Raw genomic sequence first — 20,756 nt, 5'->3', positions numbered from 1 at the left:
AGGGCACGGCAAAAAGGTAGCGTTTACTTGCATTACTAGGTGCGTGATGCTTCGATTCAGTTATGTCTGACTCTTCCGCACACAACGCTGACCTTGTCCTTCGCGCCACCACTGAGGCGGATCGCACGTACGTGGCACGCCTGAATTTCCTCACCGATACCTTCGGCGACGAGCACGGCGAACTGCCAGAGGACTTCGAGACGGACTTCGTGTACTACGTGGAGGGCTGGGAGCCCAACCAGGGCGGCTTCATCGCGTGGCGCGGCGGCGTCCCGGCCGGCGGCGTGTGGCTGCTGTGGGGCACCGAGGACAACCACGGTTATGGCTTCGTGGAGGAATCTATCCCGGAACTCGCCATCGCGGTGGAGGGCAGGTTTAAGGGCGAGGGCATTGGCACCGCTCTTCTCGACGCCGCGACGGAGCTCGCCCGCACCCTCGGCGCGCCCGGCATTTCCTTGTCCGTGGAGCAGTCCAACGAACGCGCCCACCGCCTGTACCAGCACGTGGGCTTCGAACCTGTCGGCGATCGCAGAGGCCACTTCGTCCTCGTCAAGCGCTTCTAGTGCCAGCGGGGTAGTGCCAGCGGGGTAGTGCCAGCACTACCCCAAAGAGTAATGGTGGGACTATTCCAATAAGCGCAGGCAGACGATGAAATTGAAGGTATGACTTACCCAATCGTTTTAGATGACGTCACCAAGGACTTCGGTGGCGCCCCTGTCCTGTCCGGAATCTCTTTGACCATCAACCCCGGTGAGACCGTCGCCGTCATGGGCCCGTCCGGCTCCGGCAAGTCCACCCTCCTGCACTGCATGTCCGGCGTCCTCACGCCCACCCACGGCACCGTGTCCTTTGGCACCGAGCACCTCTCCCACCTTCCCGATAAAAAGCGCTCGCACCTGCGCCTGCACAACTTCGGCTTCGTCTTCCAAGACGGCCAGCTCCTGCCCGAGCTCACCAACCTAGAAAACATCGCGCTGCCCGCCATGCTCAACGGCGTCTCCCGCAGCAAGGCCAACAAGCGTGCCCAGCACCTGCTGGATCAGCTGGGCTTAGGCGAGCTCGCTACTCGACGCCCCGCCCAAGTTTCCGGCGGCCAAGCCCAGCGCGTGGCCATCGCCCGCGCCCTGGCCATCGAACCCGCCATCATCTTCGCCGACGAGCCCACCGGCGCGCTGGATCAGTCCACCGGCCACGAGGTCATGCAGTTGCTCACCTCCCTCGTCTCGCAGTCGGGGTCCACCCTCATCATGGTCACCCACGACGTGCAGGTGGCCAACTGGATGAACCGCCGCGTGGAAATCCGCGACGGCATCATCCACGACGATCGCCAGCTGGGAGGTGCTCGCTAATGGCCGCGCCCAGCCCCGCTGCCGTCCGCACGTCGTCCCTGGTGTGGGACCTGCAGAAGGCCAGCCTGAGCACCCGCGCCGGCACCGGCGTGGTCAGTGTTCTCGCGGTCTTCTCCCTCACCGTCGCCTCGTGCATCGCCTTCCTCGTCGCTGGTGGCACGTGGATGTTCTACCAGCGCATGAAGCATCCCTCCCCGGAGTTGCCGTCCTTCGTCTTTGAGTACCCTGCGGGCGCGGAGAGTTTCCTGTCCGCGTGGTTCGCACTCTCGCTCGTCGCCTGCGCCTTCATCGTGCCAGCCCTGTTCTCCCTGGTCGCGCAGGCAGCCGTGCTCGGCGCCTCCGGACGCGAGCGTCGCCTAGCAGTCCTGCGACTGTTGGGCCTATCCTCCGGCGACGTCACCCGCATGACCGTGCTGGAAACCGGCCTGCAGGCCCTCATCGGCATCGTGCTGGGACTGGCCAGCAGCGTGCTTATCGCCCCGGCGTTCACCACGCTGAAGTTTACTGACCTGCCCATCAAACTGGAGGAAATCCTCCTGCCATGGTGGGGCTACCTGGCCGTCAGCGCGGTCCTCCTGGTCTTGGCGCTGGGCGCCGCGTTCATGGGTATGCAGCGCGTGCGTGTCTCCCCGCTCGGCGTGGCTAAGAAGGAGATGCCCAAGGCCCTGAAGAGCTGGCGGCTCATCCTGTTCGTCGTGATCGCCGTGGGCGGCTATATCGGCCTGAAAACCATCGAGCTCGGTGCGGAAGTCGGCAGCATCCTCGGCCTCGCGGCCTTCCTCTTTATGGTGATTATGGGCCTTGGAATGGCCGTGCCGTTTATCCTCCAGTGGTTCGCCCGCCTGGCGGCCCTGTTCCCCGGCACTGCCCACTTCGTGGCCTGCCGCCGCATCTCCACCAACCCGCGCCAGGCTTGGAAGCGGTCATCGGCCATCGCGTTCTTCGGCTTCCTCACCGGCATCCTGGTCATCTCCCCGCTGGGCAATGACGGCCTCTCGGAGATGTTCAAGCAAGAGCCCGACGCCGCGCTCATCTTCCGCGACATCACCACCGGCGCGCTGCTCACCGTCATCTTCGGCTTCGCCATCACGTGCGTGTCCATCTTCTTAGGCCAGGCCAGCGAGGTCTACGAGTCCGCGGATCTCACCCGCTCGCTCTCCCTGATTGGTGTGAAACGCCGCTTCCACTCCCTCGTGGCCATCATCGAGATTCTGGGGCCCATCTTCCTGGTCAGTATTTTTGGCTTCGCCATGGGCGCGCTCATGGGCTTTGCCATGCTTGGTGCTGCCGGCGACATGAACGTGCCGGCCCGTCTCACCGCCACCCTGGCCCTCCTCGGTTCCGGCTGGGCGCTCACCGCCCTGGCCATCCTCGCCGCCGAGCCGCTGCGCTCCTCGGTGCTGCGCCGCGCGGAACGCAAGAACGACTAACACCAGCACTACTACACAGGAGGTTTCGCAATGACTACCCGTCACTCCTTGCCCAAAAAGATCGGCATCGGTTGCGGCTGCGCGGTATTGGTGCTCGCACTGTCACTGCTCGCCGCCGTCTATGTGTGGGGCCCGTCGTACGGCGCCATGTTTACTGGCAAACCCATATTCATGGGGCATGCCACCCCGCAGCGTTACGCCAAAGCTATTGTCACCACGACAGAAACCATGGGCATGTACGCGGATTCACCCGAGTTCGCAGATGCCAAATCCCGGGTGCTCGAACAGGCCAAAGACGCTCGCAGCACCGAAGAGCTGTACCCCATCCTTGACGAGTTGGTTGCCGCGGCCGGTGGCAAACACTCCACGCTGCATCGTCCCGCGGAGGAGACCTCCGCCCCCAGCGACGGCGACGATGCTGCCTCCGTGCCCGACGTCGGCGTCGAGAAGCGCGGCCCCATCGCTGTTGCGACCGTACCGGGGATTGGTCGCCACGATGATCTGCAGGGCTATGCGGACACGCTAGCGCACGGGCTACACGACGCCGTGTCTGCCGGCGCGTGCGGCGCCGTGGTGGATCTTCGTGGCAACGACGGCGGCGACATGGGTCCAATGGTCGCGGGTCTGTCTCCATTGTTGCCGGACGGCACGGCCTTGGAATTTGTCAGCCGGATAAACACGACGAAGGTGGCTGTCGACGGCAACTCCGTCACAGGCGGCGGCACGTCGGTGACCACCTCCGGCGGCAAGGTCGACGTCCCCGTCGCGGTGCTCGTCGATGGGCACACCGCCTCCTCCGGCGAGGCCACAATGCTCACCTTCCGGGGCCTGGAGAACGCTCGGAGCTTTGGCAGCCCCACCGCAGGTTTCGCTTCTGCCAACATGGTCTTCGACTACCCGGACGGTTCCAGCCTCATGCTGACCATTGGCAAAGACAAAGACCGCACCGGCCAGGAATACGCCGAAGACCCCATCACCCCTGACGAGGAAACCTCCGCCCCCGAAGACGCTGCGCAGGCGTGGCTGCAGCGGCAGGGTTGTACGCGTTAAGACTGCCGGCTCCTATAATCGGTGGCCATGATTGACTTCTCCGCGCCTGCCGACGTCGTCGCGCCCCAGCTGCTCGGGTGCGTGCTGCGGTACGGGCCGGTGGCGGTGCGCCTCACAGAGGTGGAGGCCTACCTCGGGGCGACGGACGCGGCGGCGCACACCTACCGGGGGATGACCCCGCGCAACGCCACGATGTTCGGCCCACCGGGCAGGCTGTACGTCTACATTTCCTACGGCATCCACCGCGCGGCCAACTTGGTCTGTGCCCCGGAGGGCGAGGGCCAGGGTTGCTTGCTGCGTGCGGGCGAGGTCGTCGCCGGCGAGGACGCCGTGCGCACCCGGCGCGGCGACGTCCCGTGTAACCGCCTGGCCTCCGGGCCGGGCAACCTGGGCAAAGCGTTCGGTTTTGATCTCCCGGACAACGGACTCGCCGTCGGCAAGCACCTGCTGCTCACCCCACCGCCCGCACCGGTGGACTACGTGCGCGGCCCCCGCATCGGCATCAGCAAGAACGCCGACGCGCCCCTGCGGTTCTGGTTGCCCGGCCACCCCACGGTGACCACGCCGCGCTCGGCGCCACAATAGAGGACGCAGAAATAGAGGCCCAAGTTATCGCAGGTCAAATGCCCTATCCTACACTTTGTAATGGTTTCATCCTACACTTTGTAGAACTTTCAGCCGACATTTTGTTGGCGCGGTATGTTGTTGTGCATGGCGCTTTACGACGACACCTTGGCCCTGCTCCAGCAACTCATCCGCAATGCGTGCGTCAACGATCTGACGCCGGATTCCGGCGAAGAATACCGCAACGCGGACACCTTGGAGGAGTTCTTCGCGGGCACGGACGTGCAGGTGGAGCGCTTCGAGCCGCACCCCGGCCGCGTGTCCGTCGCGTTCACGGTCCCGGGCACCGATGCGGACGCAGAACCCCTCACCTTCTTGGGCCACATTGACGTCGTGCCCGTCGATAGGCCCAAGTGGAGCGTGGACCCCTTCGGCGCGGACATCATCGACGGCAAGCTGTACGGCCGGGGCGCGGTGGACATGCTGTTTATCACCGCCGCCCAGGCCGCCGTCACCCGCGAGGTGGCCCGCGCCGGTGGGGCGCGCGGCACGCTGACCTTCGTCGCCCTCGCGGACGAGGAAGCCCGCGGCGGCCTGGGCGCCAGGTGGCTGTCCGAGCACCGGCCGGACGCCTTTTCCTGGAAGAACTGCCTGTCCGAGACCGGCGGCGCGCACCTTCCCACCCGTGACGGCAGCGACGCCCTGGCGTTCAACGTCGGCGAGAAGGGCGCCGGGCAACGCCGCCTCCACGTGCACGGCGACGCCGGGCACGGCTCCACGCCGTGGGGCAAGGACTCGGCCGTGGCCACCATCGCGGAGGTCGCGCGCCGCATCGCCGCCATCGAACCGCCGGCGGCCCACGACGACATCTGGGACGGCTTCGTCCGCGCCTTCCACTTCGACGACGCCACGACCGCCCTGCTTGCCGACGCCGCCTCCGCCACCGAGTCTGATTACACCGCGTTCGGGGACCTCGCGGCGTTCGCGCACGCGTTCTCGCACACCACCATCGCGCAGACGGTGCTGCGCGCCGGCGAGGCCATCAACGTGCTGCCCTCGCACGCGTACCTCGACATGGACATCCGCCCGCTGCCCGGGACCACGGACGCCGACATCGACGCCCTACTCACCGAGACCCTCGGCGATCTTGCTGACCGCGTGGAGATCGAGCACCTCATTACCGAACCGGCCACCGTCTCCCCTACTGATACCGCGCTGTGGGCGGCCATCGAAGACACCACGCACGACATCTTCCCCGACGCCGCCGTGGTGCCGGTCTACGCCACCGGCGGCTCGGATCTGCGCTTCGCGCGGCGTCTCGGCGGGGTGGGATACGGCTTCGCCATGCACGCCAAAGCGCGCACGCTGGCCTCCGCCAACGCCCAGCTGCACAGCCACGACGAACACCTCTACCTTGAAGATCTCGCGCTGACCACTCGTGCGTACGCCCTGCTCACGCAACGTTTCCTGGGCGTCGACATGCACGTCACCCCGGACAGCGACCTATAACAATTTCCTGTGCAACTCTTCACGGACTGGGCATTCCATGCAATGATGGTGCGCATGACTGCTACCTCTCGTAAGACTCTGAAGACCTCCATCGTTGCTGGCGCTACCGCGCTCATCGCTTCCGCTTTCACCCCAGCCGCCTCCGCGGATGCCGTGGACGACATGCTGGCCAAGATGCCTTCCGGCCCTATCTCCTGCGAGCAGGCCAACAAGTACTGGACCAGCGAGGCTGACTTCCAGTCCAAGAAGAAGCAGGCCCTGGCCGTGGCTACCTTCCACCCGCGCGGCGGCGAGATCCGCGCGGCTATCGGCCGCATCGACGAGGCCGCCAACCGCTGCGGCCTGCGCGGCACCACCGGCTCCAAGCCTTCCGCTCCGAAGCCAGCCCCGAAGCCTTCTGCCCCGAAGCAGAACACCACCGCCCCGAAGCCTTCCGCTCCGAAGCCAGCTCCGAAGAAGCCGGTGCAGCGCAGCACCAAGCCGGTATATAAGGTTTTCGTCTCCCCGGGCATGCCTACCTTTGACGTTCCCGTCGCCAACGTGGCAACCGTTCGCCTGCCGGACGTCGCTGAGATGGCTCAGGACGCGCTGGCTGGCGGCTCCTCCCTGCCGCAGGGTTCTTCCCTGCCGCGCTAAATAAAACCGGCGTATCGTGGTGTGCACCCAAACAAGAAAGGTGCACACCATGGACGCACAGCTCAAGGAAGTTCTCCTTCACCAGGTCACCTCTGAACACGAGGCGGCGCTGGTATACACCAAGCTCGCCTACGAGATGGACAACCTGTCCTTCCCCGGCATCCGCGACTGGTTCTACGCCCAGGCGGAAGAAGAGCGCACCCACGCGCAGAAGTTCGCCGACCACCTGCTGGATCGCGGTGAGCGCGTGAGCATCGGCACCATGACGGTCCCGGACATCACCGCCGCCTCGCCTCTCGACGCCTTCGAGGCCGCCCTGAAGCACGAGGAAAAGGTCTCCGCCGAGATCCGCACCATCGCCCAGGTGGCCGACGAGGTCAAGGACTTCGAGTCCCGCTCCCTGGTCAACTGGTTCCTCAACGAGCAGATTGAGGAAGAGGCTACCGTCTCCGAGATCATCGACCAGGTCAAGCTCGTGGGCAACGACGGCTCGGGGCTGCTGCGTATCGACGCCCGCTTGGGCGGCCGCACCGAACCCAACGCATAGGCCTAGATATCGAAGTAGATTCCGGCGTGCAGGCTGCACCCGGGGTTAAACAGGTGCCCGCAGGCACAACATGCCGGGGCACCTTCGTCATGTGTGTACCGCGCGTAGTCCATGGTGGTCCCGCACGCCCCGCACAGCACGGCGTCGGCAGCCGCCACATCCATGCGCCCGAAGGGATGGTCCGCCAACTCCTCGTGGCAGGCGTGGCACGCCCAGTATTCCCCGCACGTCGCGCACTTGTTGGCCACCACGTCGCGCACCGATCGGTAGTGCGCGCACCGGCCCATGGCGTCCACCGCCACCCCGCGCACTGTCGCGTTCTTAGCGTCCATGACTCCACAGTGTACGGCGGCAACGGGCGCTACACTGGTATCCGCTAACTTCCCCCGCGGTCCATCAACACCCAAGGAGCATTCCAGACCTATGAGCCAGCCCATCATCACCGTGTCCGCAGTGGTCTTCCGCGATGACGCAGGCAAGGTGTTGACAGTCCGCAAGCGGGGCACGGACAAGTTCATGCTGCCGGGCGGCAAGCCGGAGGCCGGGGAATCCGCTATGGACACCGCCATCCGCGAGGTTGCCGAGGAGATCGGCGCGCACCTGCGCCCAGAAGACCTGACGCTGCTGGGCGAGTTCACCGCACCCGCGGCCAACGAGCCGGATCACCAGCTCATCAGCACCGTTTACACCGCCACCACCCGCATCATCCCGCAGCCCGCCGCGGAAATCGAGGAGACCTCGTGGCGCGATCCGATGCAGCTCACCGACGATCTCGCACCCATGCTGCGGGAGAACGTCTTCCCCGCCCTCGACGTCCAGGCCCGCACCGCGGTCACCGTCTTTACCGGCGCGGCGATCGGCACCAACCCGGACAACCTGCGCCTGGCGCAAGAGCTCGGCCGCGGCCTGGCGGACAACAACATGTCGCTCATTTACGGCGGCGGCAAGGCGGGGCTCATGGGCGCGGTTGCCGACGCCTGCCTGGAAGCCGGCGGCACGGCCATCGGCATTATCCCGGAACACCTTGTCAGCGACGAGATCGCACACGCCGGGCTCACGGAGCTGGAGGTCGTGGGCACCATGTCCGAGCGCAAGCAGCGCATGGGCGAGCTCGGCGACGTCTTCGTGGCGCTGCCTGGCGGCACCGGCACCCTGGACGAGTTGTTCAATGAGTGGACCGCGCTCCAGCTCGGCCTGCACTCCAAGCCGGTGGTGCTCTTCGGCTCCCAGTTCTGGCAGCCGCTCGTTGACATGGTCGATCACATGGTGGAACAGGGCTTCATCCGTGCCACCGACCGCGAGCACCTCATCGTCGCAGACAGCGTCGCCGAACTAGCCACAACCCTGCGCACCTGGACGCCGCCGAAGCCGAAGTGGTCGAAGTAGCTAGTCCTGCCCCGGCTTCTCGACGCCCCGCGCCTCCCACTCCTGCTTGATCCGCTCGGACTTCTTGTGATTGCGCAGGGCAATGATGCCGAAGGCGATGCCGAGGAGGATGGGCACCCAAATTTTGGAGTATTCCAGCAGGAACAGGACCCAGTCGGGGGCCTGGGGAAGCTCGAATTCCGGCACCTGGAGAACGGGCAGAACGATGTCTGGGAAGTCCAGCGTGGGCAGCGTGATCTGCGGCGGCGAGGGCAGATCCGGCATGTCCCAGTCGGGCAGAAAACTCAACAGCCAGTCAATAATGGGCTCCAGAATGCGGCCCAGGATCGGCATGACCACCAGCGCGAACAGCGCCCAGCCACCTTTGCCGAGCCCGGCGAGCATCGGGTAGAGCAGCCGCTTGGTAGCGGACTCCTCCATCGCCTGTTTGCGCTTTTCGCCGCGCGAGCCCGGGGGTGCGTCGAATTCCACGACCGCGTCGCCCTCGCGGTAGTCGATGTCCAGGATGTCGCCGAAGAGGTTCTTGGTCAGTTTCAGGTGTGGCTTGTCCCGACCCACCATTGTGCCGGGGGTCTCCAGCGATTCACCCAGGTGCTTCTGCAGCGGGAGGCGCCCGTTCTGCACGGACTCGTAGCGGCGCACCGGCTCGCCATTGACCTCGATGACCAGTCGCCTCGTTGGGTTATCCGCCCAGGCTTCCAGCCGCTCGCGTAAACCGGCATCCACGCCGGGATCGGTGCCTTCAGTTTTCGCATCTTCGTCAGGCCGCGGCCAGTCGGGGTAGCGTTCCAGGAATTCCGCGTCGAACCCACTGTGCACGGCGATGGTGCCGCGCTCCGGGTGGTGCAGCGTCCAGGTCTCCATGGGTTAGAACCCCTCGCGGACGCGTCGGCTCCCGGGGCGCTTCTCCCCTATCTTCGCCGCGAACCACGTCAGCAGGCCGAAGATGGGCACGTACCACCACGTGCCTTCGTTGTAGTACAGCGCCACCGTCGCCCAGAACACCAGCGCCACCAACAGCGGCAGGGTCAGACTGGCGCGGAAACGATAACCGTCGACCGCGCCCACGACGGCGCAACCCAGGCCCACCAGAATGACGATGAGCCAGCCGGCCAAGGGGGCGTCGACAAGCATGTGTACTGCCACGGGCATCAGAAACAGCCATGCGATGAGCACGCATGGCAAGGTCCAATCTTTGCCCTTGCGCTCGGGTTCCTTTTCCTCTGTCATGGCAACCTACAATACATAAAGGTTTAATTAATAAGTGCTACGCCACGGACGCTTCTCGACGCCTCATCAACTTCCGCACCTTCGTCACAAACCACCAGGCCACACCCAGGAACACCGCGAGGATGATGAACACCAACACGGGGGCAAAGATGGCTGCGCCCGTCAGCGCGGCGGTCACCACGTTCTCCGTCGTGGAGACCACTGGCGCGCCCACGCCCACGGTAGAGGCGTTGATCACCGGGCGCGAGGTGGACTTGAGGAAGTGCATGGCAAAAGAAATCGCGATGCCCACCACGATGAGCACCCACGTCTTGCCGTCGGAGAACACTGAGCCATCCGCCACCATCTGCGTATCCAGCGCGGACGCGAACATCAGCCCGCCGGACGTGGGCCGAATGGCGGTCTGGATGATGTCATTGACCGAGTCCACCGCCGGGATCTTGTCCGCCACGAACTCGATGGCCAGCAGCACGCCGACGATGGTGAGCAGGATCGGATCGCTCAGCCACATCCAGCCCTCGGGCAGGGTGACAAAGTCGGTGAAGCGCGCCAAGAGCCCGTAGACCAGCAGCGGGATATAAGCGTTCAGGCCGGCGGACGTGGCCAAGCCGATAGCGGTGGATAAAGCCATGGAATTAGTTAATCACAGTGAGTGGTTCCGCTCAGCGGGGCGGGCACCGAGCTTACGACTGCGCAAGTAAAGCCATACTGCTAGAACCCACCCCACTATTACCCTGCCAAAGATAATCCACAGGACGCCGTCGTCTGGGGCGATGCCGGCCAGCGTCGAGGCAAGGTTACCCGCCGTGTGCACAGCGAACGCCAGAAACCACCACCCCAGGACGCTGCGGAGCGCACCGGTACGGCACACCAACACCCCTACGCCGAAGGCGGCCAACCCAGTGTAGACCGAATGCCCAAACGGACCAGTGAGAATACGGATCACTGTGGCGCTTACCGCGCCGATAACATCGCTGTCCAGGTCCTTGATGACGCGGTCAGCGATAAAATGCGGGTTTTCACCGGCGGTAAATCCCACGCCCACCGCAATACCGATAGGCACAGCCTCAATGGCGCGGTGAAGCTTAACAAAGCCCGCGCAGATGAGCGCCACACCGACTACTTTGAGCGTCTCCTCGTTCACGGGAGAGTACGCGGCTGCTTCCAGCCAGTACAGGTCCACCTTGTCCAAGATTTTCGACGCGGCCGTGTTAAAAAACACCGCAGGACCCGAGCACGCTAGGCCCCACGCCAGCCCCAACCCAATGGGCACCCAGCGTGATCCCTGAGGCAACGCCGGGTGGCGGCGTAACAACAGCCACGTCAATGCCAGCACGATGACGGCGAGTCCCACTGAAAACGTCATGCCCACCGCGGTACGGGGATCGTTGATAAGGCTTCGGGTTGTCACCACGAGTCCCGCAGCCAACAGTATGACGAATCCCCAACGCAGAAAGGAGACATGTACCTGTCGCATCTACTTGTCCTCCTTCACCACGTTGTCTGCCAGGGCGCGGGAGTGCGGCCCGTCAAAGTGCAGCCCACACACGGTGGCGTTCCCTGCTCCAGCTTTCCGCGCGGCCACGGTCACGCGTTCGCCGTCGTCAAGCACCCACAGTCCCGAGCTGCGTTCTTTGGCCAGCGCAACTGGGAGCTCAGAGTCACCGCGGAAAAACCGATGCTGACGGGCAACGACCATGGCTAGATCGGCGTCTTCTTTCACCGTGCCTGAATTACTCCGCACGGACGTGTCCCCGCACTTCCATTTCGGTGCGTCCGCCGTAAACCCGGGGCCTTCTGAACACTGCTTCCCAGGGATCGACAAGCCTTTGAAATGCACATCACTGCTCCCGCGCTGTTGCGGCGTGCGTTCTGGCATCGCCTCACTCGTGGCGACAACGCCGCCGAGTACCAGTGCGGCGAGAGCGACCAGCGCTGCGGTCTTCTTCTGTATCTGCGTATCTTGAACATCCATGGCACCTAAAACTAGAAAGATCCGTGCCGCGGCTCTTCCTCCCTGGGGAGGATTTCTCACAGACAGGTTCTGGCTAACGTAGAAGGCATGGTTATTCGACGGTGGTGGAAGCGGCATACCCTGCGTGCGGAGATAAACGACCGCCATGGCCACTCCGCCTACAAGCGAGTCTTTCTGCTCACTGCTGCCATTGTGGGCGATAGTGCCGCTTTGATCTACCACTTTGTTGCCGCCGACCGCGCCTCAGTAAACGAGGAATGGACCGATCCCATCCTCACCGCCATCGCGATCATCGTCCTTGCCACCCTGGGAAGCTGGCTGGTGCTCCCGCTGGCGCTGCGGCACGTGCCGCGCGAATACGATCCCGCACAGTCTTACCCCGGCTCGCCCGCCACGCTCATCGCGGCGGTGGCATATCTGGCCACCGCCGGGCTCAACCCCCTGCGACTAAGCCTGGCTATCGTCTTTATTTCCTTAACCTCCCGAGGCAGCCTGAGGTGGTCCTTCACCGGAACTTTGGTGCTCACTACATCCCTCCTGGTGCGCCTTTATGAGCCTTCATTCTTCGACATGCCCGGACCAGCCACCGCGGCATTACTGCTGCTGTGGAGCGTTTTCATTCTTCCCGGGCTCGTCTTCGGACTCGCTCGCGCCAACCGCCGGGAAAGGCAGTCAAAACTCCTCGCGCAGGCACAGCGCGCTCAAGAAGACATCACTCGCCTGCAGGATCAAGCCCGGCAGGAAGAACGGGACAACATCGCCCGCAACATGCACGATTCTCTCTCCCACCGGCTCAGCCTCATCTCCGTCTATGCCGGCGGCCTCAAGTACAACACCACCCTGGACCCAACAACTATCCAGCAGTCCGCGGCCACCATTCAGGAGGAGGCGGAACAAGCGGTGCAGGATCTGCGCTCAGTCCTGCAGACCCTGCGTTTCGACGACCGCGTGGATCCCCGCGCCACCCTCTACGATCTCGTGGACCGCGCCCGCGCATCCGGGGCCCGTGTCGCATTGCGTTTTGACGACCCTGCCACCGCCGACACACTTGACGCCCTGCCCACGATCCTGGTCCACACGTTGGGTTACGCCGTCCAGGAGGGACTCACCAACGCGCGCAAACACGCCCCGGGAACGAAGATCATTATCGACGTCGCCACGCGACCAGGTGGGCTCACCGTCACCATGAGTAACCGCATGCCGGCACAAGACACGGCGTCGCCAAGCGGTGGCTACGGACTCATTGGCTTGGACGAACGCGCCCGCCTCGTCGGCGCAGACTTCACCGTGGATTCCTCCGCCACGGACTTTTCTTGGACGTTGACCCTGCCCACCCACACGATGAAGAAGGAAAAATGACCCCACTGACAGTCGCGCTCGTCGACGACGAAGAAGCCCTGCGTAAAGGTATTAAAATCATCCTGGACGGTACCGACGATGTCACCGTCGTAGCGGAAGCTAGCAATGGCAAAGACGCCGTGGAAGTCATCTCCCGGGCGCGTCCCGATATTGTGCTCATGGATATCCGCATGCCCGTCATGGACGGGATTGCGGCCACCGCGGCCCTGCACACGATTGACAAGGATCTCCCGATCATCATGTTGACGGCTTTTGATACCGACACCTTCATCGTGGACGCGTTGCGCGCCGGCGCGGTGGGTTTCCTCCTCAAGTCCACGGGCCCGGAGGCCCTCGTCTCCGCTATCCGCGCTGCTGCCGCGGGCCAGCAGATGCTCAGCCCCGACGTAGTGTCCAATCTGTTGGCACTCGCCCGGCCTGTGGATCCCGCTAGGCAAGACGCGCCGACCACGCCGGCAACGGACAGAATTCAGCCGGACCAACTCGCCTATTTGAGCCCCCGCGAACGCGAGATCGCCCAGCTCATCGCGCAAGGCCTCGATAACACCGCCATCGCGGAAAGCCTGTTCATCTCCACGACCACCGTCAAAACCCACGTGAAAAACATTCTTCACAAAATCGGCGGCAGCAACCGCGTCCACATCGCCATCGCTGTGCTCGGCGGGGCACGCCACGGCAAAAATCTATTGCTATAACCAGCAAAAACCACTAATATAAAACCAGCATTCCGCTTCAACATCAAGGGGTTACGCCAGTGAAGATCTCCCAATAGTTAGCCGCCACCTTCGCTTTCTATTGCTTTAGGAGATCCCTCTTGCCTAGTTCCTCAGCAAAGCCCTCGTTGACCGTTGCTTCACTGACGTGGGCCTTCCCTGCCGGGCCCAATCTGTTCAATGACTTGAGCTTCACCGTGCCTCCGGGACTGCATGCCCTGGTCGGTGCCAATGGCGCGGGCAAGTCCACGCTCTTCACACTTATCGCGGGCTTGTTGCGCCCCACCGGGGGCACCATCACCGCCGGAGAGGTGGGCTACCTCCCGCAGTTTCCTGCCGCCGTCGCGGCGATAACCATCTCCGATACGCTCGGCATCACCGACATCCGCGACGCCCTTGCCCGCATCGAGGCGGGAATCGGCACTGCTGCTGATTTCGACACGGTCGGCGACAACTGGGACGTCCTCGACACCACCCGCGCCGCGCTCGCGCGGGCGGGTGTGCCTGACGACGTCGATAGGCCCTTGCGCACCTTATCCGGCGGGGAGCGCACCGCCATTGCCGTGCTCGCGCAACTGCGCGCCCGGCCGCAGGTGTTACTGCTGGACGAGCCCACCTCCAACCTGGACCAGTCCGCACGAGCCTGGCTTTTCGACGCCCTGACCAGCTATGCCAGCGGCGGGCGCTGCGTATTTGCCATCAGCCACGACCTCGAGTTCCTCGAACTGATGGATTCGATCTACGAACTCCACCACGGGCACATCCGCCACTTTGGTGGGCCGTACAGTCACTACCGCGACGCCATCGCCGCCGAGCAACACGCGGCGCTCCAAGCCCACGCCACCGCCCGCAATGAGCTGAAGACCCAGAAGGCACAGCGGCAGGCCGCACAGATCGCCGCTGCGCGCAACGCCAAGGCGGGGCAGCGCGATCAGCGCAATAAGAAGTTCCCTCCACTGGTCGCGGGACTGCGCAAGCAATCCGCGGAGACTACAGCCGGCAAGCAACACCGGCTGCATGACGCCGCCGTCGACCAGGCCGCCGCCCAGGTAGCCGCCACCGACTCCGCCATCCGCAAAGACGAACTCCTCCGCCTCGAGCTGCCTGACCCGCACCTGCCCGCCGGACGCGTGGTACTCGATTACGTCGACACCGCACGCCTCCAACTCGTTGGCCCGGAGCGGGTTCGCATCGCCGGGCCGAACGGCTCCGGCAAGTCCACGCTCCTGCGAGCGCTGCGCGATTCCGGTGCCATCTGCGTCCCCTACGCCGCCGTGGAGCAGGACATCGCCTTCCCCAACTCCCACGCCACGGTCATTGAACACATTCGCGACGCCCGCCCGGGTGCCGACCCCTCCGCCGCGCACGCACACGCAGCACGGCTGCTCTTTATTGGCGACGATGCCCAGAAGCCCATCGCAGCGCTCTCCGGTGGTGAGCGTCTACGCTTAGCCCTAGCGCACGCGACGTTCCGCTCCCCGATGCCAAGTCTGCTCATTCTGGACGAGCCGACCAACCACCTCGACATCGATGGCGTGGAGGCCCTGTCCACGGCGCTGCATCACTGGCGCGGGGCGCTGCTCTTTGTCACCCACGATGAAGAGTTGTCCCAACGCCTTCACCCCGGTCGGACCCTTGGTCCCAACCTTCAGCCCTAAGGAGCCCCCATGGCCCAGTACATGCTCAGCGTCTTCCACGATCCCGGCGTCCACGCGACGGGTGCGTACGCGACGGAAGAAGAAATGCAAGAGGCCTTTGCCAAGGTCGACGCGTTTAACCAGATGCTGATGGACAGCGCCGCCTTCGTCTTCGCCGGCGGGCTCAATCCCCCGGAGTCCGCCCGCCGCGCGCACCCGGACGGCACGCTTGCCGACGGCCCCGCCGGCCCCGGCCCCTACCTCGGCGGGTTCTGGGTAGTCACCGCGGACACCGACGCCGCAGCCGCCGAGCTCGCCGCTCAGGCCGCCGCCGCGTGCGGGCAGACCGTTGAGGTCCGCGCGCTGCAGGGCTAAGCACAAGCTTGCACTCCCCGACTTTGACACGTTTGCCCGAATTTCACGCCCGCGGCCGGGCAAATGCGTCAAAGTTGGGGAGGTTAGTCTAGGAGAATGAAAACCTCCTCTCCCCATCACGCCAAACAACACATTGAGTGGTCATCCGTCGCACTCTTTTACGCCATCGCGTTGGGCGGCGCGGCGGTCATCGCGGGGCTCATCGCCCTGGTGCCAGTGAGCGCACGCCCGCTGGCCATGGGCATCGGCGCGATGGTGACGATGTTGATGCCTGCGGTGGCCGGTGTCGTGGTGGAATGGCGTCGCGGGCAGGGATTTCTGGCCGTGGCCAACTGGAAGGCGTTTCGGGTGCGCTGGAAGCGTGGCCTGGGCCAGGTGCTGCTGTGGAGCGTGCTTGTTATGCTCCTTATTACTCTGGCGATGACCGCGATGACGTTCGTCAGCGGCGCGGTGCCGGGCGGCGGGACGGTGCAAGCCGACGTTGACCTCTCCGCGTTCGCGCCCGGCGCGCCGTCGATTCAGTTCTGGGTGTTCCTGGCGGGCACTTTCGTGCAGGCGATGATCGCCGGGCTCACCATCAACGGCGTACTGGCCTTCGGCGAAGAGTACGGCTGGCGCGGAGTCCTGCTTGAGCTGTTGCGGCCGCTCGGCTATGTGCGCGCGAACCTACTCATTGGTGTGCTGTGGGGGCTGTGGCACGCCCCGCTCATCATGCTGGGGCATAACTACGGCCCGAACTGGGCGGTAGGCATCCCGCTGTTCGTGCTGTTCACCACGCCGTTTTCGTTCCTGCTGTCCTGGGTCCGCGAGCGCACCGGCACCGTGGCCGCGGCGGCAATTGTGCACGGCGCGTTCAACGGCCTCGCCGGCGCATTCGTTCTGGGGCTCGCTGACGCCAACAACCTCATCGCCCCACCCGTCGGAGTGCTCGGCGCGGTGGCAATGGGGATCGCCGCCGGGGCGATCTGCTGGCTCCCGGCGCGGAGCAGCTAAAAGCCCGCCCGTCCCCTATCGATGTCACGCTGCACGTCCAAGGCGGCCTGGCGGGGCTTCGGGGTCGGCGTCTTCTGCGCGTTGGGAGATGCGGCGCTGCATGATCCCGGCGGGGATGGCGATGAGCACGATGGCTACGTTGACAACACTGGCAAAGGTGGTCACGGCGATCTCCCGGGTCTCGGTGCCTCTTGTTTTCACCCTACAATGCGTGCTGCCGGGCGCACTGCGATTGATTAAAAATCTACGTTGTGAGCGCAAGTCAGCCTTTTACGGGCCAAAAATCGGCGACTTGCGCTCAGTAACTAAATTCCACGTCCAGACTTTGGCACAGCTGTTGGAGAGCTTGATTCGCTACCAAAGGTCTGCTCGCCTTTAGGGTGTTGGCGCAGCCATCCTAAAACCACAATGCCCGTCACAATGTTGGCGATACCCAACGCGACGATGGCGGTGTTGTTGAGCTCCATGGGAAGGAGGAACCCGAGGAGCGCCATTATCGCATGCATGCCGCCATGGGTGCCGGCGGCCCACCAGAAGCTACCCTTCCACACCACCACCGCACCGCCGACGATTCCCATGCCCAGCGGCAGGATGAGGTAAATGACAAAGTCCATAGCGCTCTCCTGCCCGCCGGCAGAAAGGAGGTGCGGCAGGGTGAACGCGATCGTCGTCCAGCCGACTGTGAACAACGGCCTGTCCGCAGTGGTGGAAAACAACCAGCCGCGAAACAGCAGTTCTTCCGGGATACCTTGAAGGAAATAAGACCGCACCAGCGCAAAAACTACGAATGCGGCCGCCATGCCCGCGGAATCGAAGCCTTCGGCGGCCGCAGCGCCACCGTCGCCCACGCTTCGGGCAATGAGCCAGGCGCAGGTCATGGGGAGGGCAACCACGGCGGTCCCGCCCGCAAGGCCCGGCAGAATCCGCCGCCACCCGGGGAGGCCGACGGCGGTCAAGGGCCTACACTCCACGAACCGTACCCACAGAACGACCAGAACGATCGCGACGAGTGGAGTGACCATGAAGATTCCGGAGGTACTCAAGAGGCCCATGGCGTCCTCGCGCTCGCGGGTTACCACCTGATGCAATGGGACGCGGACAAAGTTGGAGACGAACATGAAGAAGACTGCCACGAAGGCACGGATTACCAGTCCCCACCACGTGATGGGGAGCCGGGGCTGAGATATCGCTGTTTTGTGCATAGCCTCAACCTAGAAACCGTGAGGTCAATGGAACAGTAACTGCAGTCACGACCCGAGAGAAAAAGTCATGACCCACGTCATGGTCCTGCGGTTATAGAGTTGCTCTTGTGAAGCCTTCCTCCCCGACCCCGACCAAGTCCCCCGCCGCGATTGCGTTGCCGTTCCTCGAACATCTAGTGCCGCTCGCCGCGGCCATGATGCTCTTCGGAGGGCCGTACGAACACGCCTTCGCCTGGAACGTCCACCTAGTCACGCTGGCGGTATACCTTCTCAGTTTCTACGTGTGGCGCCAGTGCGTGGCAAAAGGTGAGAAACAGCAGGCAGCGGCCGTCGTAGTTGCCGTCGCAGTACTCGCAGTGTTCGCGACCGCCAACAACCCCTCTTCCTTAGTGGTCGTGTGTTTGGGTGTCGTGATTGTCGGACTAAGCATCTCTTTTCGGGCAAGCATCATCTACGGCGTGATCCCCACCGCCCTCGTCGGAGGCGTCCATATCGCGATTGGTTCCGAGTGGGGACAGGTGGCCACCGAAGTCTTGGCAACCGGGTTCATGGTCGCCGTTGGTATCACGCTCACCAGGATCACGTATACGGCGGCGGAAGACGCGCTGAAGAAACAGGCCCATGCCGAGCAATTGCGTATCACCAATGATCAGCTCCGCCAGGCCTTAGCAAGACAGCGTGAGCTAACCCTCGCGGAGGAACGAGAGCGCATCGCGTCCTCGCTTCACGACGGCCTCGGGCACCGCCTCACCGCAGTCATCCTCAGCCTGGACTATGCCTGCCGAGTGATGGGAAAAGACGTCGACAAGGCACAGTCTGAACTCGCCCAAGCTCGCCGCAACACTGTGGACGCGCTCGATGACATGCGCATGGTCGTGCGCGCCCTGCACCCCATCCAGCTGGAGTCCGAGTCCTTCGTCTCGGCCTTGCAGTCGCTCAGCTCGTCGTTTTCTTCGACCGCGCTCACCGTCAACCTCACCATCGAGGAACCGGAACGGGTAAGCGCCATCCCTTCCACCATGGATCACTTCCTCCTCGCCGCCACGCAGGAGGCGCTGACCAACGTCATCCGTCACGGGCACGGGGTATCGGAAGTAGACATTGATGTGCTTATCGACGACCAGCTTGTCTTACGCATCGCCGACAACGGCCCCGGGGACGACACAGCTACACAAGGTTTTGGTCTGCGTTCACTGAGTCATCGAGCAGCCGTGCTCGGCGGTAGCTTGAAGGTCTCCAGTCATGGTGGCATCGATGACGGATTTGCGCTCACCATTTCCCTGCCCTTGAACTCATCAGCTACCCGGGAGGGAGCTCATGCCTAAACGCATTATCCTCATCGATGACCATGAGATGTTGCTGCGCGGGCTCAGCCTCATCTTTGACACGATTGACACCTGCGATGTGGTGGCCACCACCACGGATGGGGCGCGGATAAGTGCTCTCATCTCAACGCATTCCCCCGACGTGGTTGTCACCGATGCCGTAATGCCGCGGTTCTCTGGCCTGGACGTAGTCAAGACCTGCGCTCAGCATCATCCCGACGTGCCCGTCATCGTGCTGACCACTTTTGACGATGAGTCACTAGTCCGTTCCCTCATGGAGTCGGGAGCTGCCGGGTACGTGCTCAAGGACATCAGCGCGGAAGATCTCGCCGACGCGGTGGCCGCTGTGTCCGCGGGCGGCATCGTGTTAGACCCGCGCATCGCTCGCTTTCTGCACCGTTCGCGTGCACCCCAGTCCGGCGTTACTACGTTGACCCACGCGGAGAAGCAGGTGGCCGAACTTGTTGCCCAGGGCAAGAACAACAAAGACATCGCCGCCGCGCTCTTCCTGGCCGAAGGCACGGTCAAGAACCACGTCTCCACGCTGTTGCGGAAGATGCACGCGCCTGACCGCACGGCACTGGCTCTCGACCTGGCGCGCGCGTTCGGCTACCTCGTCGAGCCTTTCCGCTCCTCGCAGCTGTTGACTAGGTGCCGTGACTCCTTGCGCTAGACCGTGAAGAACCCGACCGCATCCCACGCGAGCCAGGCGCCCTCGGCGAGGGTGGCGGTGAGGGTGTTGTGGCCGGGCGCCAAGGTGCCGTCGGGAAGCGGGATTTCGAAGGCCGCGGGTTTCAGGGCGGTGGCGGTGTGCGCGTCGTCGTTCTTAGAACCGGCAGTGCCGCCTTGAGGAAGCTCAAGTGACGTGGTGAAGTCATTGACCTTCAGCTCCAGCGTCCCGCCCAGCTTGGTCGTGTCGATGACCCACAGCGCCAGCACCGTGTTGGCCCGCGAAATGTCCTTGTCAGCAACATCAAAGTCCCAATGCAGGGTGTAGGACTTCTTACCGCCCCATTTATCCTTCGGACCGGGAAGCAGGTACGGGACGTCCTCGGCGGTGGCGTCGGCGCCAATGCTGATCTCACCGTCGGGATAGGCCTCCGCGATCTTCTTGTAGCCCTGGGGCGCGAACTGGAACTCCGAGGCGCGGAGGTCAAACTCACCCAGCGCCGCGAGCTTCGTCCCGGTGGTTGCCGAGCGTAGCGACGCCGCGCGGACCGGGCGGGAGGGACCTGACGTGTTGCCCGCGGCGTCGACGACGATGACGCGATACTTCCACTTCTCCCCCTGCGGATCGAGGCGGTCGTGCAGGAAAAAGGGGAAGATCGTCTTGCCCAGTAACGTCCAGCCAGAGCCGCTGTGCCCTTCGACGCGGTAGTGATCCAGGGGCGTCGAGAAGCCCAGGGGCTCCCACTCCACGCGGTTGGCCATGAGCTGAGGCTCGGCACTCACTGAAGAAACCTTTGGGGTGCGCAT

The 20,756-nt window shown here is 64.0% G+C and carries 25 protein-coding genes and 1 pseudogene; 17 read left to right on the top strand and 9 right to left on the bottom strand.

Translation table 11 applies throughout. The features are described 5' to 3' along the window. The first annotated feature begins 62 nt into the window (after nt 1–62). The 8 genes from H0194_RS06065 (at nt 63) to H0194_RS06030 (ending at nt 7,085) form a co-directional block, all read left to right on the top strand. The gene (locus H0194_RS06065) at nt 63–563 is read left to right on the top strand and encodes a GNAT family N-acetyltransferase (RefSeq protein WP_185175067.1); all 501 of its coding nucleotides are present in this window, start codon (nt 63–65) and stop codon (nt 561–563) included. Between the two features lie 99 nt (nt 564–662). Then, complete coding sequence (locus tag H0194_RS06060) at nt 663–1,349, top strand: ABC transporter ATP-binding protein (RefSeq protein WP_185175066.1); 687 nt, start codon at nt 663–665, stop codon at nt 1,347–1,349. Beyond that, entirely contained in the window at nt 1,349–2,779 is a 1,431-nt protein-coding gene (locus tag H0194_RS06055) for an FtsX-like permease family protein (protein ID WP_185175065.1), read from the top strand. The genes H0194_RS06060 and H0194_RS06055 overlap by 1 nt, the downstream gene beginning before the upstream one ends. Nucleotides 2,780–2,809: 30 nt before the next feature. Then, nucleotides 2,810–3,829 (top strand): S41 family peptidase, encoded by a 1,020-nt coding sequence (locus H0194_RS06050; RefSeq protein ID WP_185175064.1) that lies wholly within the window; start codon nt 2,810–2,812, stop codon nt 3,827–3,829. Nucleotides 3,830–3,856: 27 nt separating this feature from the next. Continuing rightward, entirely contained in the window at nt 3,857–4,414 is a 558-nt protein-coding gene (locus H0194_RS06045; protein ID WP_185175063.1) for a DNA-3-methyladenine glycosylase, read from the top strand. A 126-nt stretch (nt 4,415–4,540) separates the two neighbouring features. After that, on the top strand, nt 4,541–5,902 hold the full coding sequence (locus tag H0194_RS06040; RefSeq protein WP_185175062.1) for a M20/M25/M40 family metallo-hydrolase: 1,362 nt from the start codon (nt 4,541–4,543) through the stop codon (nt 5,900–5,902). Between the two features lie 54 nt (nt 5,903–5,956). Continuing rightward, nucleotides 5,957–6,538 carry a hypothetical protein gene (locus H0194_RS06035; protein WP_185175061.1) on the top strand — a complete coding sequence of 194 codons (582 nt, stop codon included), beginning with the start codon at nt 5,957–5,959 and terminating at the stop codon, nt 6,536–6,538. A 49-nt stretch (nt 6,539–6,587) separates the two neighbouring features. Then, nucleotides 6,588–7,085 (top strand): ferritin, encoded by a 498-nt coding sequence (locus tag H0194_RS06030; protein ID WP_185175060.1) that lies wholly within the window; start codon nt 6,588–6,590, stop codon nt 7,083–7,085. Between the two features lie 2 nt (nt 7,086–7,087). Here H0194_RS06030 and H0194_RS06025 read toward each other — a convergent pair whose 3' ends face one another. Next, a complete protein-coding gene (locus H0194_RS06025; protein WP_185175059.1) occupies nt 7,088–7,417 on the bottom strand; it encodes a CHY zinc finger protein in 330 nt (109 codons plus the stop codon). Between the two features lie 91 nt (nt 7,418–7,508). Between H0194_RS06025 and H0194_RS06020 the strand changes: the two genes are divergently transcribed. Beyond that, nucleotides 7,509–8,471: a TIGR00730 family Rossman fold protein gene (locus tag H0194_RS06020; protein ID WP_185175058.1), complete on the top strand. Its 963-nt coding sequence runs from the start codon at nt 7,509–7,511 to the stop codon at nt 8,469–8,471. On the opposite strand, the gene H0194_RS06015 is transcribed toward H0194_RS06020, so the two are convergent. Genes H0194_RS06015 through H0194_RS05995 form a run of 5 tightly spaced genes read right to left on the bottom strand, consistent with a single transcriptional unit; the run spans nt 8,472 to nt 11,676 of the window. Next, the gene (locus H0194_RS06015; protein WP_185175057.1) at nt 8,472–9,335 is read right to left on the bottom strand and encodes a hypothetical protein; all 864 of its coding nucleotides are present in this window, start codon (nt 9,333–9,335) and stop codon (nt 8,472–8,474) included. Nucleotides 9,336–9,338: 3 nt separating this feature from the next. Beyond that, the gene (locus H0194_RS06010; RefSeq protein WP_185175056.1) at nt 9,339–9,701 is read right to left on the bottom strand and encodes a hypothetical protein; all 363 of its coding nucleotides are present in this window, start codon (nt 9,699–9,701) and stop codon (nt 9,339–9,341) included. Between the two features lie 37 nt (nt 9,702–9,738). Further along, nucleotides 9,739–10,332 (bottom strand): DUF4126 domain-containing protein, encoded by a 594-nt coding sequence (locus H0194_RS06005; protein ID WP_185175055.1) that lies wholly within the window; start codon nt 10,330–10,332, stop codon nt 9,739–9,741. 12 nt (nt 10,333–10,344) lie between these two features. Beyond that, nucleotides 10,345–11,178 carry a PrsW family glutamic-type intramembrane protease gene (locus tag H0194_RS06000; protein ID WP_185175054.1) on the bottom strand — a complete coding sequence of 278 codons (834 nt, stop codon included), beginning with the start codon at nt 11,176–11,178 and terminating at the stop codon, nt 10,345–10,347. Further along, entirely contained in the window at nt 11,179–11,676 is a 498-nt protein-coding gene (locus H0194_RS05995; protein ID WP_185175053.1) for a hypothetical protein, read from the bottom strand. Nucleotides 11,677–11,763: 87 nt separating this feature from the next. Here H0194_RS05995 and H0194_RS05990 point away from each other — a divergent pair, with 87 nt between their 5' ends. From H0194_RS05990 to H0194_RS05970, 6 genes and pseudogenes are all read left to right on the top strand, one after another. Continuing rightward, nucleotides 11,764–13,035, top strand: a complete 1,272-nt coding sequence (locus tag H0194_RS05990; RefSeq protein WP_185175052.1) for a sensor histidine kinase — start codon at nt 11,764–11,766, stop codon at nt 13,033–13,035. Continuing rightward, complete coding sequence (locus H0194_RS05985) at nt 13,032–13,730, top strand: response regulator (RefSeq protein ID WP_185175051.1); 699 nt, start codon at nt 13,032–13,034, stop codon at nt 13,728–13,730. Before H0194_RS05990 ends, H0194_RS05985 begins: the two co-directional genes overlap by 4 nt. A gap of 119 nt (nt 13,731–13,849) precedes the next feature. Then, nucleotides 13,850–14,458, top strand: a pseudogene (locus H0194_RS11185) (ATP-binding cassette domain-containing protein); the annotation flags it as partial. 18 nt (nt 14,459–14,476) lie between these two features. Continuing rightward, nucleotides 14,477–15,406 (top strand): ATP-binding cassette domain-containing protein, encoded by a 930-nt coding sequence (locus H0194_RS11180; RefSeq protein WP_425486466.1) that lies wholly within the window; start codon nt 14,477–14,479, stop codon nt 15,404–15,406. 9 nt (nt 15,407–15,415) lie between these two features. Beyond that, on the top strand, nt 15,416–15,760 hold the full coding sequence (locus tag H0194_RS05975) for a YciI family protein (protein ID WP_185175049.1): 345 nt from the start codon (nt 15,416–15,418) through the stop codon (nt 15,758–15,760). A 96-nt stretch (nt 15,761–15,856) separates the two neighbouring features. After that, complete coding sequence (locus H0194_RS05970; RefSeq protein ID WP_211996043.1) at nt 15,857–16,753, top strand: CPBP family intramembrane glutamic endopeptidase; 897 nt, start codon at nt 15,857–15,859, stop codon at nt 16,751–16,753. Nucleotides 16,754–16,777: 24 nt separating this feature from the next. On the opposite strand, the gene H0194_RS05965 is transcribed toward H0194_RS05970, so the two are convergent. Together H0194_RS05965 and H0194_RS05960 are read right to left on the bottom strand one after the other, a co-directional pair. Next, a complete protein-coding gene (locus H0194_RS05965) occupies nt 16,778–16,954 on the bottom strand; it encodes a hypothetical protein (protein WP_185175048.1) in 177 nt (58 codons plus the stop codon). A gap of 104 nt (nt 16,955–17,058) precedes the next feature. Further along, entirely contained in the window at nt 17,059–17,955 is an 897-nt protein-coding gene (locus H0194_RS05960; protein WP_185175047.1) for a CPBP family intramembrane glutamic endopeptidase, read from the bottom strand. A gap of 107 nt (nt 17,956–18,062) precedes the next feature. Between H0194_RS05960 and H0194_RS05955 the strand changes: the two genes are divergently transcribed. Continuing rightward, a complete protein-coding gene (locus tag H0194_RS05955) occupies nt 18,063–19,280 on the top strand; it encodes a sensor histidine kinase (RefSeq protein WP_185175046.1) in 1,218 nt (405 codons plus the stop codon). Continuing rightward, complete coding sequence (locus H0194_RS05950; protein ID WP_185175045.1) at nt 19,273–19,953, top strand: response regulator; 681 nt, start codon at nt 19,273–19,275, stop codon at nt 19,951–19,953. The genes H0194_RS05955 and H0194_RS05950 overlap by 8 nt, the downstream gene beginning before the upstream one ends. On the opposite strand, the gene H0194_RS05945 is transcribed toward H0194_RS05950, so the two are convergent. After that, entirely contained in the window at nt 19,950–20,756 is an 807-nt protein-coding gene (locus H0194_RS05945) for a polysaccharide lyase family protein (protein ID WP_185175044.1), read from the bottom strand. The genes H0194_RS05950 and H0194_RS05945 overlap by 4 nt on opposite strands.

The sequence above is a fragment of the Corynebacterium incognita genome, from assembly GCF_014217255.1.
GTDB lineage: Bacteria > Actinomycetota > Actinomycetes > Mycobacteriales > Mycobacteriaceae > Corynebacterium > Corynebacterium incognitum.
Note: the sequence above shows the minus strand (reverse complement) of the source record. Positions and strands in the feature narration are given on the sequence as shown.